The following is a 14,654-nucleotide window of genomic DNA, read 5'->3' as shown; positions in this document are numbered from 1 at the left end:
GCGCCAGGATGACGTTGCTCGGCTTGATGTCGCGGTGGATGAGGTCGTGGGAGTGGATGGTGTCCAGGGCCTCGGCGAGCAGGGCGGCCAACGCGCGCAGCGAAGGGGCGTCGAGTGGCCCGCGTTCGGCCAGTGCCTCCTTCAGCGACGGACCGGGGATGTGTTCGTAGGCGATCCACGGCCGTTCCGAATGGGGATCGCTGTCGACCACCTCCGCGGTGTAGCGCCCGCCCACCCGAGCGGCGAGTTCGGCCTCGCGGGCGAACCTCGCACGGTAGTCGGTGCCATCGAGGTGGTCGTCCTCCACCAGGGCCGAACGCACCACCTTGACCACCACGTGGGCGCCGTCGTCGGCCCGCCCCAGGTACACCTGGCCCATGCCACCGGTGCCGAGCCGGTGTGTCAGTGGGTACGGTCCGATCCGGTCGGGATCGTGGGGCGAAAGGGGCAGCACGTCACGCCTTTCTGCAGGACTTCACCCTCACTGTGTTCCCTTTTAGGCGCGTTCATCCCTTCCTGGGGGTAATCGTTCGGAATCCTTGTATGACCATTGCCCAGGGGTTCGACCCGGGGCCGGCGCTTTCGAACCGGAGTTCGACCGGGGCCCAGGCTTGCGGTCGACGCGACGTCAACGCCTACGGTCGTGCCGAGGCCGGACGGACCGGCCCGACGAAGGGAACCCGATGTCCTGGTCGATGGCGGAGGTCTGCCGAGGTAGCGGCGTGACCTCCCGAACCCTGCGCCACTACCACCACATCGGTCTCTTGGAGCCCGAGAGCGTGGGCCCCGGAGGGCAGCGCCGGTACGGTGACCGCGAACTGCGCCGACTGCAACGGATCCTGGTCATGCGCGAGCTGGGGCTGGGACTGGCCGATATCCGCCGTGCCCTGGACTCCGAACACGACGAGGTCGCCGCGCTGCGCCGGCATCTGTTCGACCTGGAGGCCGAGCGCGACCGGTTGGGTTCCCTCATCGAGACCGTGCGTCGCACCGTCGACGCGCTGGAAGGGAACGACATGACCACCATCCGACCCGAGGAGCTCTTCACGGGCTTCGACGTCACCTACTACGACGACCGGGTCCGCACCCAGTGGCCCGAGCAGTGGGAGGAGGCGGGCGCCGCCGGCCGCGACCTCACCCCCGAGGAGGGCGAGCGGATGCGTGCGCAGGCCGCGGCCCAGCTGGAGCGGATGGCCGCCCACCTGCGGGCCGGCCGTCCGGTCGACGACCCGGCCGTGCGCGCCGAGATCGCCGCCCACTACGAGGGCGTGTGCCGAATGTGGACCCCGGACGCCGAGGCGTTCGTCCAGCTGGGACGGGTCTACGCCGAGCCGGGACCGTGGCGCGAGGTGTACGAGAAGGTGGCCCCAGGACTGGCCGACTACCAGTGCGAGGCCATGGAGGACTACGCCCGGCACGTGCTGGGACAGCAGGAGTCGCGGTGACCGAGGTCCCGCCGCCCGCCCATGGGCGGCGGGACCTCGCCTTCTCAGAGGACGTCGGGGGACACGTCCAGGACGGTGCGGTCGCGGGAGGCGACCAGGTCGAACCAGGGCCCGGTCCTGGGCAGCTCGTGCCGGAAGAAGTAGGCGGCCGCGGCCCGCTTGCCCTCGTAGAAACCGCCGCACCGGCCGTGCGCCGTGACCAGCTGCTCCAACCAGAGCCAGGCGACCACCACGTGGCCCACGGCCTCCAGGTAGACCGTGGCGTTGGCCAACGCCACGGCCGGGTCGCCCTCGGACCAGGCCGAGGCGGCCGTCTCGGCCGTGCGCGCCAGGGCCGCGTCCAACAGCTCGGCGTATTCGGCCTCGGCCCCGCCCAGCCCTCGCGCCCGTTCCACGGTGGCGCGTGCGGTCTCCACCAGCAGCGTCAACCGCGCCCCGCCGTCCTGGACCACCTTGCGGCCCAGCAGGTCCAGCCCCTGGATGCCGTGGGTGCCCTCGTGGATGGCGTTGAGCCGGTTGTCCCGGTAGTGCTGTTCCACGTCGTACTCGCGGGTGTAGCCGTAGCCGCCGTGGACCTGGATGGCCAGGCTGTTGGCCTCCAGACACCACTGGGAGGGCCAGCTTTTGACGATGGGGGTCAGCACGTCCAGCAGTGACCCGGCCTCGCGCACCCGTTCGGGCGACTCGGCGCTGAGCTTGTCGTCCATCAGATGGGCGCAGTACAGCACCAGGGCCAGGGCGCCCTCCACGTAGCTCTTCTGCGCGAGCAGCATCCGCCGCACGTCGGTGTGTTCGATGATGGGCACCTGCGGCTCGCGCGGGTCCTTCGCGCCCAAAGGACGTCCCTGGAGGCGTTCCCGGGCGTAGGAGAGCGACTTCAGGTAGCCGGTGTAGCCGACCGCCATCGCGCCCGCGCCCACCCCGATCCTGGCGCCGTCCATCATGTGGAACATGTAGCGCAGCCCCTGATGGGGCTCGCCGACCAGGTAGCCGACCGCACCGGGCTCGCCGCCCGGGGTGTGCTTGCCCTCCCCGAAGTTGAGCAGGGCGTTGACGGTGCCCCGGTAGCCCATCTTGTGGTTGAGACCGGCCGGGACGACGTCGTTGCGCTCACCCGGGGTACCGTCCTCGTTCACCAGGCGTTTGGGCACGATGAACAGGGAGATGCCCTTCACCCCGGGAGGGCCGCCCGGGATCTTCGCCAGGACCAGGTGGACGATGTTCTCGGTGAGTTCGTGGTCGCCGGCGGAGATCCACATCTTGTTGCCGAAGAGCCGGTAGGTGCCGTCGCCGGCGGGCTCGGCCCGGGTGGTGATGTCCGACAACGAGCTGCCGGCCTGGGGCTCGGACAGGCACATGGTGCCGGTGTAGCGGCCCTGCACCATGGGGCGTACGAACGTGTCGATCTGTTCGGGGGTGCCGTACTCGATGAGAAGGGACGCGTTGCCGGAGGTGAGGAAGGGGTAGGCGGAGGTGCCCAGGTTGGCCGCCTGGAAGTAGGCGCTGCAGGCGCTGGAGACGACCCGGGGGATCTGGTCGCCGCCCACGGAGGCGTCCATGGCGATGGAGGACAGGCCGGTCTCGGCGTAGACCTCCAGTGCCTTCTTGACCTCGGGGTTGACGTGGACGCGTTCGCCGTCGAAGCGGGGTTCTTCGGCGTCGTTGGTCTTGTTGTGCGGGGCGAAGTGGTCGGTGGCCACGCGTTCGGCCAGTTCCAGGGCACCGTCGAAGGTCTCCCTGGAATGGTCGGCGTACCGGGTCCGTCGGGTCAGGGCCTCGACGTCGAGCCACTCGTAGAGCAGGAACTGCAGGTCGCGCGCGGACAGCAGGGTGGACGCCACGGGATGCCTCCAAGATGAGAACCGACTGGTCGGTATGCTACCCGCCCCGAAGCGCCCCACGCGTGCTCAGGGCCCTTCCTTCGAAACGGTCTACGCTGGTCCCACCGAACACCGAACACGACCAGGAAGTCGCCGATGCCCGAGAACACCGCCACCGTCCTGCTGCTCAACGGCCCCAACCTCAACCTGCTGGGCACCCGCGACCCCGAGCAGTACGGAACCACCACCCTCGCCCGGGTCGAGGAGCGGGTGGTCGCCCTGGGCAAGGAGCTCGGGGTGGAGGTGGTCTGCGCGCAGAGCAACAGTGAGGGCGGCATGGTCGACCACATCCACTCCGCCCGTCACTACGCGGGGGTCGTGATGAATCCCGGAGCCTACGCCCACTACAGCATCGCCCTGCGCGACGCGATCGACGCCGTCGAGGCGCCCGTCGTCGAGGTGCACATCTCCAACGTCTACGCGCGCGAGGAGTTCCGGCGCACCTCGGTGACCGCGCCGGTGGCCGCCGGCTACGTGGCCGGGTGCGGGATCGTGGGCTACGAGCTGGGGCTGCGGGCCGTCCTGTCCCGGGCCGCCGAGCGCCGCGACTGACCGCACCCGACCATCAGGACCGACCGGTCGGTATGGGGTGGGCGTGAAAAGGCCCGATTCAGCGGTAGGTCATCAGCTCCGGGCCGCCCTGTTCCAGGTGGGCGTGGTCGTTGAACGAGAGCAACTGAGTGCCGCCTCGCCCGTGCGCCACCTTGCTCACCGAGGCGTTCACCGTCACCCGGTTCATCATCACGAACGCCGAGTCCGGCGCGTTCATCAGGGCGGAGCAGACCGCGCCGATCACCCCGCCGGAGGTGAACACCAGGGCGGTCCGCCCGCGGTCCAGGCCCGCGGCCACGTCGGCCAGCGCCGCGCGCACCCCGTCGCGGAAGTGCGGGAACGAACCCGGCCCCGCCTCCTCGGCGGTGGTCCACGAGGTCAGGCAGGCGTCCAACCGCTGCTGCAGCGAGCCCGTCTCGATCGGGAAGCGGCTCAGCAGGTCCAGGTGGTCGTACTCGTTCCACCGATCGTCGACGGCGGGCTCGAAGTCGATCCCGGCCTCGGCCAGGGCGGCGGTGGCGGTCTGACGTTGGCGCAGCAGCGACCCCGTCACCACCGCGCCCACCGACAGGCCGCGCCGCTTGAGTTCGGTGCCCAACAGTCGCGACTGTTCGTACCCGGTGGGGCTCAACCGGTCGTAGTCGTCGGCCTCGGGGGAGGCCTTTCCATGGCGGATCAGGTAGATCGTCGGCATGCGCACAATGTACGGGGACGTCCCCCGCGCACGCCCACCGGGGCCCGGCTCGCCTCCCACCCGAGCCAGTGCATGGCGTTGACACACTTCGACCACTCCGGCCGGTAGAAAAGTAGGGCCGGTCCCCCCAGACCTCCGGCGTCCCGCACGACGAGGAGATCATGGGAGCACTGTTCTCGGGGGGCACCTCCGTACGGAGACTGATCCGGACCACCGTCTTCGAAGTGCGCAAACGGTTGGCCGCCTATGGATCCCAGATCCTGCTGGCGATCATCGGTGCCGCCCTGGCCTGGAGCATCGCCGGGGGACTGATCCAGGACCACAGACCGTTCTTCGCGCCCATCGCCGCCCTCATCGCGCTCAACGCCTCGGGCGGCGAACGAGGGGGCAACGCGGTCCGGCTGCTGACCGGCGTCTTCATCGGCATCCTCGCCGGGGAGTTCGCGCTGTTGGTCACCGACAGGGGCGTGTTCTCCCTGGCCCTGGGCACCGGACTGGCCATGACCGTGGCCGCCGTGGTCACCTCCAAACGCGTCGTGATCGGGCAGTCGGCCGCCAGCGCCATCCTCACCACGATCTTCGTCGGTGGCGACAGCCCCGGAACGGACCGGCTCGTCGACGCGCTCATCGGCGCCGGGGTGGCCCTACTGCTGAGTCAGCTGCTCTTCCCCGCCCGCCTCGTGGCGATGATGCGTCGCATCGAAGAGGAGGCCCTGGAGGAGATGGCCCGCATGCTCGACGAGGTGGGCCGATCCCTGACCTGCGACGGCCACGACGCCAGCGCCCAGGTGGTCAACCGTCTCGGCGACCTGAGCAGACCCATGGCCGACCTCAGCAAGGCCCGTGAGGCGAGCATGTCCACGATCCGGCTGTCCACCATCCGCTGGGGCGATCCCGGGCCCGTCCTCGACGAGGACGAGGTCATCGAACGGCTCATCCTGCTCGGCGAGAGCTGCCTGTTCCTGGCCCGCACCACCGTGGCCATGGGTAGCGAGGAACGCCGTGAACTCGCCCCCATCGTGCGGGGCATGGCCGACGTCCTGAACATCCTCGCCGACGACCTCAGCAGCCGAGAGACCAGGGAACAGGCCGTGGTCCAGGCGCTGACGGCCTCGCGCGGCTACGGTACGGGCACCCCCGAGGACGACCCCGTCACCCACGCCACCCACCTGGCCGTGGAGATGGTCGCCACCGACATCATGGTGTTCGCCGGGATCCGCTTCGAGGAGGTCGAGGACGTCCTGATGGGCGAGCTGGAGGACCCCACGATCCCGCCTCCGGCCCAGGAACCCTGGCTTCCGTGGCTGCGTTGGCGACCCCGCCTGCCCGACATCCGTTTCGGCCGGTTCCGCGAACGCGAATGACCGGCCCGGGTTCCGGGCCGGTCGATCACGCGGTCCTCAGTTGCGCACGGGGGAGGGTTCGAACCGCACCACCACGGACTTGGACGTGGGGGTGTTGCTCACGTCGGCGGTGGAGTCCAGCGGCACCAGCACGTTGGTCTCCGGGTAGTAGGCGGCCGCGCTGCCCCGCGCGGTGGGGTAGTGCACCACCCGGAAGTGCGGGGCGCGCCGCTCACGCCCGTCGGACCACTCGCCCACGATGTCGGTGTAGGCACCGTCGGCCAACCCCAGTTCCCGGGCGTCCTCCGGGTTGACCAGAACCACCCGGCGGCCGTTCCGAATACCGCGGTAGCGGTCGTCCAACCCATAGACGGTGGTGTTGTACTGGTCGTGCGAACGCAGTGTCTGCAACAGCAGTCGGCCCTCGGGGACCTCGGGCGCGTAGCTGCCGTTCACGGTGAAGTTGGCCAGCCCCGTCGCCGTCGGGAACCTGCGGTCGTCCCGGGGCGCGTGCGGCAGTTCGAACCCGCCGCGCCGCCTGGCCCTGGCGTTGAAGTCCTCGAAGCCCGGCACCACCCGGGACACGTGGTCGCGGATCCGGTCGTAGTCGGCCATCGCGTCCCAGTCCACCGGACCGTCGGGGAACATCCGCCGCCCCAGGGCACGGACGATGTCCACCTCCGACCACATGTGCTCCGACAACGGCGCGAGCACACCGTGCGAGGCGTGCACCGCCCCCATGGAGTCCTCCACCGTGATCCACCGGGCCCGGTCCCCGTGCACGTCCCGGTCGCTACGGGCCAACGCCGGCAGGATGAGCGCCCGAGTGCCGGTGACCACGTGCGAGCGGTTCAGCTTGGTGGACACGTGCACCGTCAGGCCCACCCGGCGCATCGCCTCCTCGGTCACCTCGGTGTCGGGGGAGGCGGACACGAAGTTGCCGCCCATCGCGAAGAACACGCCCACCTCACCGCGGCCCATCGCCCGGATCGCGTTGACGGTGTCGTGCCCGTGCTCACGCGGCGGTTCGAAACCGAACTCCGCGCCCAGGGCGTCCAGGAACGACTCGTCGGGCCGCTCGAAGATGCCCATGGTGCGGTCGCCCTGCACGTTGGAGTGGCCGCGCACCGGGCACACGCCCGCGCCCGGCCGGCCCACGTTGCCGCGCAGCAGCAGGAAGTTGACCACCTCGCGGATGGTCGGCACCGAGTGCTTGTGCTGGGTCAGGCCCATCGCCCAGCACACCACGATGTTGCGGGAGCCGGTCACCATGGTGACCAGCTGCTCGATCAGCGACCGGGACAGCCCGGATTCGCGTTCGGTGCGTTCCCAGAACTCGTCCTCGGGCTCCTTGAGCAGGGTCTGGGAGAACTCCTCGAACCCGTGCGTGAACTCCCGCACGAACTCGTGGTCCAGCACGTCCTCGCCGCGCCGGTCGGCCTCCAACAGCAGCCGGTTGACCGCGCTGAACAGTGCCAGGTCGCCACCCAGGCCGACCTGCATGAACAGGTCGGTCAGCTCGGTGCCGCGGCCCACCAGGCCGCGTGCGTTCTGCGGGTTGCGGAACGCCTTCATGCCCGCCTCCGGCAACGGGTTGACCGTGACGATCCGCGTTCCCGAACGCTTGGCCTTCTCCAGGGCCGACAGCATCCGAGGGTGGTTGGTGCCCGGGTTCTGCCCGGCCACGATGATCAGGTCCGCCTCGTACACGTCCTCCAGGGACACGCTGCCCTTGCCCACGCCCAGCGTCTCGGTGAGCGCCGAACCGGACGACTCGTGGCACAAGTTCGAGCAGTCCGGCATGTTGTTGGTGCCCAGCTGCCGAGCGAACAGCTGATAGGCGAACGCCGCCTCGTTGCTGGTGCGCCCCGAGGTGTAGAATTCCGCGCCGTCGGGGGAGCGCAACCCGCGCAGCTCCTCGGCGATGAGGTCCAGGGCGGCCTCCCACGAGATGGGCTCGTAGTGGGTGCCCCCCTCGGGCAGGTACACCGGCTCGATCAACCGGCCCTGCTGTCCCAGCCAGTAGCCGGAGCGTTCGGCGAGCTCCCCGACCGGGTTCCGGGCGAAGAATTCCGCTCCGACCTCGCGTCGGGTGGCCTCCTCGGCGACCGCCTTGGCGCCGTTCTCGCAGAACTCCGCCGTGTGCCGCTTGTCCGGGTCCGGCCAGGCGCAGCCCGGGCAGTCGAAGCCGCGCTTTTGGTTCACGGCGAGCATCGCCGGCAGCCCGCGCATCACACCGGCCTGCTCGCCGACGTGACGCACGCTGCTGAGCACAGCGGGGATCCCCGCCGCGCTTTCCTTGGGTGATCCGACCTCCGGCGCGTCCTGCGCGGGATCGGGCATCTGCGAATCGTGGTGTCTCACACCCCCATTCTTTCACCGGACGGAGCCGGGCGCAGGGGGTGGATGTGTTCGCGTGCGCCAAAAGAAGAGATCACTATCAAGCGATTGACCGTTCTTGTTGAGGGGACGTTGGTCCCTGTACGCTCAGGCGATGTTGTTGAGCCGGCTGAAGTACCTGACCGCGCTGGCCAAGGAACGCCATTTCGCCCGCGCCGCCCAGGCCTGCCACGTCTCCCAGCCCGCCCTGTCCTCCGCCATCCGCAAGCTGGAGGCGGAGTTTCGCGTCCCCATCGTCAAGCGGAGCAACCGGTTCATCGGGTTCACCCACGAGGGCGAACAGATCGTGACCTGGGCGCAGCGGGTCATCGCCGAACACGACTCCCTCCTGGAGAGCGTGCGCAACGGGAGGGAGGGACTCAGCGGACGACTGCGCATCGGAGCCATACCCACCACCCTCAGTTCCCTGTCCCTGATCACGCGCGGGCTGTGCGAACTGCACCCCCAGGTCACCCTGTCGATCGTCTCGATGACCTCCACCGAGATCGAGCAGGCCCTGGCCGACTTCCAGATCGACGTCGGCGTCACCTACATCGACAACGAACCCCTCGACCACGTGCGTCGAAAACACCTCTACCGGGAGCACTACGTCCTGCTCACGGCCGAGGACGGGCCCCTGGGGCACCGCGCGAGCATCAGCTGGGCCGAGGCCTCCGAGGTGCCGCTGTGCCTGCTCACCCCGGACATGCAGAACCGGCGCATCATCGACGGTGCCTTCCGACAGGCCGGCGCCCGACCGGTGCCGCGGGTCGAGACCAACTCGGTCAGCGCGCTGTGCTCCCACGTTCGTGGCGGCCAGTGGTCCGCCGTGATGCCGCACGCCTGGTTGTACCTGCACGCCATCCCCGACGGAATGCGCGCCGTCCCCTTGGTGCGGCCCGAGATCGGTCAGGCGATCGGGCTGGTCATCGCCGACCGCGACCCCGAACCGGTGCTCGCCCGCGCCCTGTTCGACAGCGTCGCCGGGATCGACCTGGAAGAACACCTGTCCCGACACGACTCCGCCGGAGGGGCGGCGCTGACCGGCTGAGCCCCGACCTTCGATAAGCCTCCGTTATCGCGTGAAAGAAAATCGGTATTTGATTCCGATCACACCCGGTGTGACGATGTTCCATGCTTGTTTCCGGTGTTTCGGAAGTGACGTGGATAAGGCCCGTATTCCGAGCGGAAACCAATCCTGAGGATCGCGAGGATGGTTCGTGCTGTCGTTTTTGGACCGTGAGAAGAGTGTCGCCCCGCCCGGCTACAGCCGGTGGTTCATCCCACCCGCGGCGCTCGCCGTGCATCTGTCCATCGGCCAGGTCTACGCCTTCAGCGTCTTCAAGACACCGCTGGTGGAACGGTTCGACACGACCCTGACCGCCATCGGCGTGGTCTTCAGCATCTCGATCGTGATGCTCGGCCTGTCGGCGGCCTTCGGCGGCAAGTGGGTCGAACGCAACGGCCCGCGCAAGGCGATGTTCGTCTCCGGCCTGTGCTGGGGCACCGGTTTCCTCGTGGGAGCGCTCGGTGTGGCCACCGGTCAACTATGGCTGCTCTACCTGGGGTACGGCGTCATCGGCGGGATCGGCCTGGGCATCGGATACATCTCTCCGGTGTCCACCCTCATCAAGTGGTTCCCCGACCGTCCCGGCATGGCCACGGGTATGGCCATCATGGGCTTCGGCGGTGGCGCGCTCATCGCCTCACCACTGTCCGCGGCGCTGCTGGACCGCTTCGCCGACACCCCGGCCGACGCGATCGTCCCCGCCTTCCTCACACTGGGCACGGTCTACTTCACAGCCATGATGCTCGGCGCGATGACCGTCAAGGTGCCGCCGCCCGGATGGAAGCCCGAGGGCTGGGAGCCCAAACCGACCGCCACCGGAGGAGCCCTCACCACCGAGGGCGTCAGCGTGGAGCGGGCCTTTCGCACCCGCCAGTTCTGGCTGCTGTGGATCGTGCTGTTCTGCAACGTCACCGCGGGGATCGGCATCCTCGAACAGGCGGCCCCGATGATCCAGGACTTCTTCGCGGGCGTGGGCCCGGCCGAGGCCGCCGGCTACGTGGGCGTGCTGTCGCTGTGCAACATGATCGGGCGCTTCGTGTGGTCCTCCACCTCCGACGCCCTGGGGCGCAAGCGCACCTACATCGGCTACCTGGGTATCGGCTGCCTGCTCTACCTGCTCATCGCGGTCGCCGGCACCGGATCCGTGGTGCTCTTCGTCGCCGTCACCGGAATCATCCTGTCCTTCTACGGAGGTGGGTTCTCCACCATCCCCGCCTACCTGAAGGACCTGTTCGGTTCCTTCAACGTCGGCGCCGTCCACGGTCGGCTGCTCACCGCGTGGTCGTGCGCGGGCATCGCCGGGCCGCTGATCGTGAACGTGGTGGCCGACCACCAGCTCTCCGTCGGCCGTTCCGGAGCCGACCTGTACACGCTGTCGCTGTACCTGATGGTGGTCGTCATGGCGATCGGGTTCACCGCGAACATGCTGGTCAGGCCGCTCTCGGAGCGCCAGCTCGACGAGAGCGCCTCCGACGAGCGAGCGACGTCCCGACAGTCCGCGTGAGCCCGGCTCCGCAACACGAGGAGAAGCAGATGGAACAGAAGAGCTCCGGGGACCTCCCGGCCAAGGCCGCCGCCGTCTTCCTGTGGGCGACCGTGATCATCGCCCTGGGATACGGGGTGACACAGACGGCCCTGCAGGCCGCCACCCTGTTCACCGGCTAGGGTGACGGGACCCGGCTCAGTCCACCTCGCCCGCGAAGGTCACCGGTGGGTACAGCGGAACGAAGTCCTGGTCATGGAACTCCACCGTGTACCGGAGTCGGGTTTCGTCCTCTTCGGCCCAGCAGTCCTCGTCCCAGGAGCCGCTCTGCCCCGGCTCCAGGGTCTCGGGCGGTTTGACCTCCGAGCCCAGGGCGGGCGAGCCCGACTCCCGAGGCGGTTCGCCCACCTCGCAGGTGCGCGTCAACGAACCGGTCTGTACTGGGTCGGCGCCCTCGTTGGTGACCTCCACCCGCCAGGACACGTACGGAAGGTCCTCCTCCTCGCCGGTGACCGGGTCGACCCCGCCCTCCTCCACCTCGCGTCGAAAGTCGCTCAGCCCGATGGTGAAACCGTCGCCGAAGTCGTGGGTATCGTCCAGGTCCACGGTCACCGGCTCGAAGGTCGGGGTGGGCTGCAGCGTTTCCCGTGCGGTGGGCTCGGGTTCGGCCACGGGCGGCCCCATCGTGTTCCCATGGGCGAGCCACCCGGCGCCGAAGCCGACGATCAGCGCGGTCACGGCGGCGGCGACGGTGGAGATCCATCCGGTTCTGGTCATGCGCAGGGGGTCCTTCCCGGGGCCGGGCATCCACCCGGCGTCATCGGTGACCGTATCGCACCAGGGGGTGACCGGATGATCACGGCCTACCTCGGATACGCGATCGGACGTACCCGAACGCGACCCCGGGCCGACGCGGTCGCACGCCCCGGCGGCGCACGATGGCGACATGAACGTACGTGATCGTCCCGCACCGGGTCTGTCCTTTCCGGCCCTGGTCCTCCTCGCGCTGATCGCCGCGCCCCGCGTGGTCCTGCACGACCTCGGCCTCATCCAGGAGGGCACCTTCGTCAACGCCCTGTTCGTGTTCGTGCCGCCCCTGGTGTGGATCGTCGTGGTCCTGTGGCGCCGCGTCCCCGACCCCTTCCGCACCCTCCTGATGGTGGGGGTGCTGTACGGAGTGGCGCTCATGCTCGGCCACCAACTCCTGTGGAACGTCGCCTACGAGGGAGATCCGCCCACGCTGGGCGGCGGCCTCGCCGGCCTGTCCCCGATCGTCCAGCAGGTCATGGTCCGCGTCTTCGCCGCCCTGAGCAGCATGGTGACCGGCACCGTCGTCGGCGCCGTCTGCGGACTGGTCGCCTTGGCCGCGAGCAAGGTCCTACCGGGAGCGGCGACCACGCGGTCGGGCGCGTAGCCGCGCCGACCGTCAGTCGACGCGGACCTCGACGCCGCCGGTGATCTTGACCAGTTCGGTGTGGGTGAGCGGGAAGACGGTGTTCGGCGTGCCGGCCGCGGCCCACAACGTCGGGTAATCGGCCAGAGCGGTGTCCACCACGGTCTCCACCGGTGCCGGGTGGGCGATGGGGGCGACCCCGCCGATCGCCTGGCCGGTGGCGGCCCGCACCTCATCCGGCTTGGCCCTGCGGATCTTCTGCTTGCCCAGCCGTTCGGCGAGCAGGTCCACGTTCACCCGGTGCCGTCCACTGGTCATCACCAGCAGTGGCGCGTCGTCGGCCATGAACACCAGGCTGTTGGCGATCGCGCCGACCTCACAACCCAGGGCCTGCGCGGCCTCGGCCGCGGTGCGCGTGGAGTCGGGCAGCTCCCGCACCCGCCCGGTCAGACCGAGCCCGTCCAGAACCTCGACCACACGGCGGCTTCGCTCGGGCAACGCTTCGACCTCGTCCATGGGGGAACCTCTCGTTTTCGACGTCGGCCGCAGGCTATCGCCCACCGGGGGAGTGGACCACCGAGTCACTCTCGGGCGTCGGGAAGCAGGTGGCGGTCGAAGCCGGCGGCGACCAGGCCATGGAAGGCCTCCCGGACGTCCTCGGGGACCGGTTGGGGGACGGCGAAGCCGCGTGCCGGGTACTCCATGACCCGCTGCAGGTCGCCGACCATGGTGTCCAGGACCAGCCGGTCGTCGCCCACGGTCGGCAGGTAGGCGTCGAAGTCGAGCGGGGCCGAGGCGCACAGGGCCTCCACCTCGGGCCACTGCTTGAGGACGGTGGCGTGGACGCGCCTCTCCATGTACGGCTTGCAAACGAACATCACCGTGGTCGGCGTGACCCCCTCGGCGTCGAGGAGGGCGCGACCGAGCCGGAGGTTCTCGCCGGTGTTGGTCGCCTCGGTCTCCATGAGGACCGCGGACCCCGGAACCCCCTGTTCGACGACCCGCTCGCGGTAGTGCACGGCCTCTCCACGAGGGAACCGGGACAGGGTCGTGGGACTGTTGGCGCCGGTGATGACCATCCGATCGAAGAACCCCAGCCGATACAGCTCGGCGGCCCGGTCGGCCACCCCGATGTCGTGGCTGCCCAGCACCACGGCCACGTCGCACCGGCGCGGCTCCTCACCCAAGCGCTGGTGGTCGTAGACGACCCTCGCCCAGCGTCGTACCTGTTCGGTCAGGTCCACCCTCGTCACCTCGGCCATGGCCGCAGCCTAGACCAGGACGGGCCCCGCCCGACGTTCGGCGGGGCCCGTGTCCCGGGGAGGGAGACCTCAGCAGACGCTGTCGCTCGGCTTGGGCACGCCCAGACCGAACAGGGTGCGGGCGCGCAGACCCGCCCAGGTGCCCGCCAGCGCGAAGACCGCCCACAGCCAGCCGTGCAGGCTGCCCGAGGAGATGCCCGCCAGGTAGGCGCCGATGTTGCAGCCGCCGGCCAGCCGTGCGCCGATGCCCATCAGGACACCGCCGACCAGGCCCGCGGCCACCAGGTTCCAGCTCAGGCCGGTGTGCACCTTCCAGGTGCCGGCGGCCGCGGCAGCGGCGGCGGCACCCAGGATGATGCCGATGTTGGTGAGACTGTTCTTGTCCTGTAGGACCGGGCCGGCCAGTTGCTCGGCCTGACCGGGCTGGGACCAGAACGCCCAGGTCTCGGGGTGCAGGCCCAGCAGCTGGAGCCCCTTGGCGCCCCACAGGTTGAACGCCGAGGTGATGCCCCACGGCCCACCGGAGACCAGGAGGACGGCCGCGCCCAGCGCGGCCAGGATCAGGGCGCCGGCGATCAGCGGCCAGCTACCGCGCAGGACGCGGGCCCAACCCTGGGCCGAGGGCGGGGCGCCCACCGGCGGGGGAACACGACGGTTCTGCACGGCGCGGGTGAGGACGACCAGGGCGACCAACGCGGCGATGGTGATCGCCCACGAACCACCCCAGCCCACGTGGTCGGACAACAGCACGGGGGGCACCGAGGGCAGGTCGGCCACCAGCGGCCAGGCCGCCGAGTAGATGACCGAACCCACGATGAACCCGAACAGGGTGATGAGGATGGCTGACTGTCCGGAGCCGACCGCGAACAGGGTGCCCGAGGCGCACGCGCCGCCGAGTTGCATCCCGATGCCGAACAGGAACGCGCCGGCGAACAGTGCGATGCCGATCGGCCCGGCCGACGGCCCCGGCTCGTTTCCGAACAGGCCGGTTCCGGTTCCGATGACCAGGGCGAACAGGGTGGCGGTGGTGCCGAGCAACACCGCGTGGGCGCGCAGCCCGGTACCGTTGCCCACGGCCAGGAACTGGCGCCAGGCCGAGGTGAAACCGAACCGGGAGTGGAAGAGGGTGAAGCCCAGTCCCAGACCCAGGACCA

15 protein-coding genes are annotated in these 14,654 nt (G+C 69.6%); 7 read left to right on the top strand and 8 right to left on the bottom strand.

Features of this window, described 5'->3' with window-relative positions:
* A partial coding sequence (locus K8V84_RS09170; RefSeq protein WP_304073007.1) for a protein kinase occupies window positions 1-454 on the bottom strand: 454 nt, incomplete at its 3' end.
* Between the two features lie 229 nt (window positions 455-683).
* On the opposite strand from K8V84_RS09170, the gene K8V84_RS09165 reads away from it, so the two are divergent.
* Window positions 684-1,445, top strand: coding sequence for a MerR family transcriptional regulator (locus K8V84_RS09165; RefSeq protein ID WP_304073005.1), 762 nt, complete (start codon window positions 684-686; stop codon window positions 1,443-1,445).
* A gap of 44 nt (window positions 1,446-1,489) precedes the next feature.
* Here K8V84_RS09165 and K8V84_RS09160 read toward each other — a convergent pair whose 3' ends face one another.
* Window positions 1,490-3,286, bottom strand: a complete 1,797-nt coding sequence (locus K8V84_RS09160; protein WP_304073002.1) for an acyl-CoA dehydrogenase — start codon at window positions 3,284-3,286, stop codon at window positions 1,490-1,492.
* A gap of 135 nt (window positions 3,287-3,421) precedes the next feature.
* Here K8V84_RS09160 and aroQ point away from each other — a divergent pair, with 135 nt between their 5' ends.
* On the top strand, window positions 3,422-3,877 hold the full coding sequence (gene aroQ, locus K8V84_RS09155) for a type II 3-dehydroquinate dehydratase (RefSeq protein WP_304072999.1): 456 nt from the start codon (window positions 3,422-3,424) through the stop codon (window positions 3,875-3,877).
* Between the two features lie 58 nt (window positions 3,878-3,935).
* Here aroQ and K8V84_RS09150 read toward each other — a convergent pair whose 3' ends face one another.
* Entirely contained in the window at window positions 3,936-4,571 is a 636-nt protein-coding gene (locus tag K8V84_RS09150; RefSeq protein WP_304072998.1) for a histidine phosphatase family protein, read from the bottom strand.
* A gap of 161 nt (window positions 4,572-4,732) precedes the next feature.
* Here K8V84_RS09150 and K8V84_RS09145 point away from each other — a divergent pair, with 161 nt between their 5' ends.
* Entirely contained in the window at window positions 4,733-5,935 is a 1,203-nt protein-coding gene (locus tag K8V84_RS09145; RefSeq protein WP_304072995.1) for an aromatic acid exporter family protein, read from the top strand.
* A gap of 36 nt (window positions 5,936-5,971) precedes the next feature.
* On the opposite strand, the gene K8V84_RS09140 is transcribed toward K8V84_RS09145, so the two are convergent.
* A complete protein-coding gene (locus K8V84_RS09140; protein ID WP_304073008.1) occupies window positions 5,972-8,257 on the bottom strand; it encodes an FdhF/YdeP family oxidoreductase in 2,286 nt (761 codons plus the stop codon).
* 151 nt (window positions 8,258-8,408) lie between these two features.
* Between K8V84_RS09140 and K8V84_RS09135 the strand changes: the two genes are divergently transcribed.
* The 3 genes from K8V84_RS09135 to K8V84_RS09125 all read left to right on the top strand — a co-directional run bounded on the left by K8V84_RS09135 (window position 8,409) and on the right by K8V84_RS09125 (window position 11,027).
* Complete coding sequence (locus K8V84_RS09135; protein WP_304072992.1) at window positions 8,409-9,344, top strand: LysR family transcriptional regulator; 936 nt, start codon at window positions 8,409-8,411, stop codon at window positions 9,342-9,344.
* Window positions 9,345-9,513: 169 nt separating this feature from the next.
* Window positions 9,514-10,866 (top strand): OFA family MFS transporter, encoded by a 1,353-nt coding sequence (locus K8V84_RS09130; protein WP_304072989.1) that lies wholly within the window; start codon window positions 9,514-9,516, stop codon window positions 10,864-10,866.
* A 29-nt stretch (window positions 10,867-10,895) separates the two neighbouring features.
* On the top strand, window positions 10,896-11,027 hold the full coding sequence (locus K8V84_RS09125) for a hypothetical protein (protein WP_304072986.1): 132 nt from the start codon (window positions 10,896-10,898) through the stop codon (window positions 11,025-11,027).
* Window positions 11,028-11,043: 16 nt separating this feature from the next.
* On the opposite strand, the gene K8V84_RS09120 is transcribed toward K8V84_RS09125, so the two are convergent.
* Window positions 11,044-11,622: a hypothetical protein gene (locus K8V84_RS09120; RefSeq protein WP_304072983.1), complete on the bottom strand. Its 579-nt coding sequence runs from the start codon at window positions 11,620-11,622 to the stop codon at window positions 11,044-11,046.
* Between the two features lie 169 nt (window positions 11,623-11,791).
* Here K8V84_RS09120 and K8V84_RS09115 point away from each other — a divergent pair, with 169 nt between their 5' ends.
* Entirely contained in the window at window positions 11,792-12,259 is a 468-nt protein-coding gene (locus K8V84_RS09115) for a hypothetical protein (RefSeq protein WP_304072980.1), read from the top strand.
* A gap of 12 nt (window positions 12,260-12,271) precedes the next feature.
* Here the strand turns inward: K8V84_RS09115 and K8V84_RS09110 are convergent, their stop codons facing one another.
* The 3 genes from K8V84_RS09110 to K8V84_RS09100 form a co-directional block, all read right to left on the bottom strand.
* The gene (locus tag K8V84_RS09110) at window positions 12,272-12,754 is read right to left on the bottom strand and encodes a YbaK/EbsC family protein (protein ID WP_304072979.1); all 483 of its coding nucleotides are present in this window, start codon (window positions 12,752-12,754) and stop codon (window positions 12,272-12,274) included.
* 65 nt (window positions 12,755-12,819) lie between these two features.
* Window positions 12,820-13,500, bottom strand: a complete 681-nt coding sequence (locus tag K8V84_RS09105; protein ID WP_304072977.1) for a YdcF family protein — start codon at window positions 13,498-13,500, stop codon at window positions 12,820-12,822.
* Window positions 13,501-13,569: 69 nt separating this feature from the next.
* The coding region (locus tag K8V84_RS09100; protein WP_304072974.1) for a YeeE/YedE family protein at window positions 13,570-14,654 on the bottom strand (1,085 nt) is incomplete at its 5' end.

The organism is Nocardiopsis listeri, from assembly GCF_020741345.1.
Classification (GTDB): Bacteria; Actinomycetota; Actinomycetes; order Streptosporangiales; family Streptosporangiaceae; genus Nocardiopsis; species Nocardiopsis listeri_A.
The sequence above is the reverse complement of the archived record's forward strand: the minus strand, read 5'-3'. Positions and strand labels throughout refer to the sequence as shown.

What these genes read in the sequence shown, in the direction of transcription:
- K8V84_RS09165 (WP_304073005.1), top strand. Translation starts at nt 684, where the DNA reads ATGTCCTGGTCGATGGCGGAGGTCTGCCGAGGTAGCGGCGTGACCTCC.
- aroQ (WP_304072999.1), top strand. Translation starts at nt 3,422, where the DNA reads ATGCCCGAGAACACCGCCACCGTCCTGCTGCTCAACGGCCCCAACCTC.
- K8V84_RS09150 (WP_304072998.1), bottom strand. Translation starts at nt 4,571, where the DNA reads ATGCCGACGATCTACCTGATCCGCCATGGAAAGGCCTCCCCCGAGGCC.
- K8V84_RS09145 (WP_304072995.1), top strand. Translation starts at nt 4,733, where the DNA reads ATGGGAGCACTGTTCTCGGGGGGCACCTCCGTACGGAGACTGATCCGG.
- K8V84_RS09140 (WP_304073008.1), bottom strand. Translation starts at nt 8,257, where the DNA reads ATGCCCGATCCCGCGCAGGACGCGCCGGAGGTCGGATCACCCAAGGAA.
- K8V84_RS09135 (WP_304072992.1), top strand. Translation starts at nt 8,409, where the DNA reads ATGTTGTTGAGCCGGCTGAAGTACCTGACCGCGCTGGCCAAGGAACGC.
- K8V84_RS09125 (WP_304072986.1), top strand. Translation starts at nt 10,896, where the DNA reads ATGGAACAGAAGAGCTCCGGGGACCTCCCGGCCAAGGCCGCCGCCGTC.
- K8V84_RS09120 (WP_304072983.1), bottom strand. Translation starts at nt 11,622, where the DNA reads ATGACCAGAACCGGATGGATCTCCACCGTCGCCGCCGCCGTGACCGCG.
- K8V84_RS09115 (WP_304072980.1), top strand. Translation starts at nt 11,792, where the DNA reads ATGAACGTACGTGATCGTCCCGCACCGGGTCTGTCCTTTCCGGCCCTG.
- K8V84_RS09110 (WP_304072979.1), bottom strand. Translation starts at nt 12,754, where the DNA reads ATGGACGAGGTCGAAGCGTTGCCCGAGCGAAGCCGCCGTGTGGTCGAG.
- K8V84_RS09105 (WP_304072977.1), bottom strand. Translation starts at nt 13,500, where the DNA reads ATGGCCGAGGTGACGAGGGTGGACCTGACCGAACAGGTACGACGCTGG.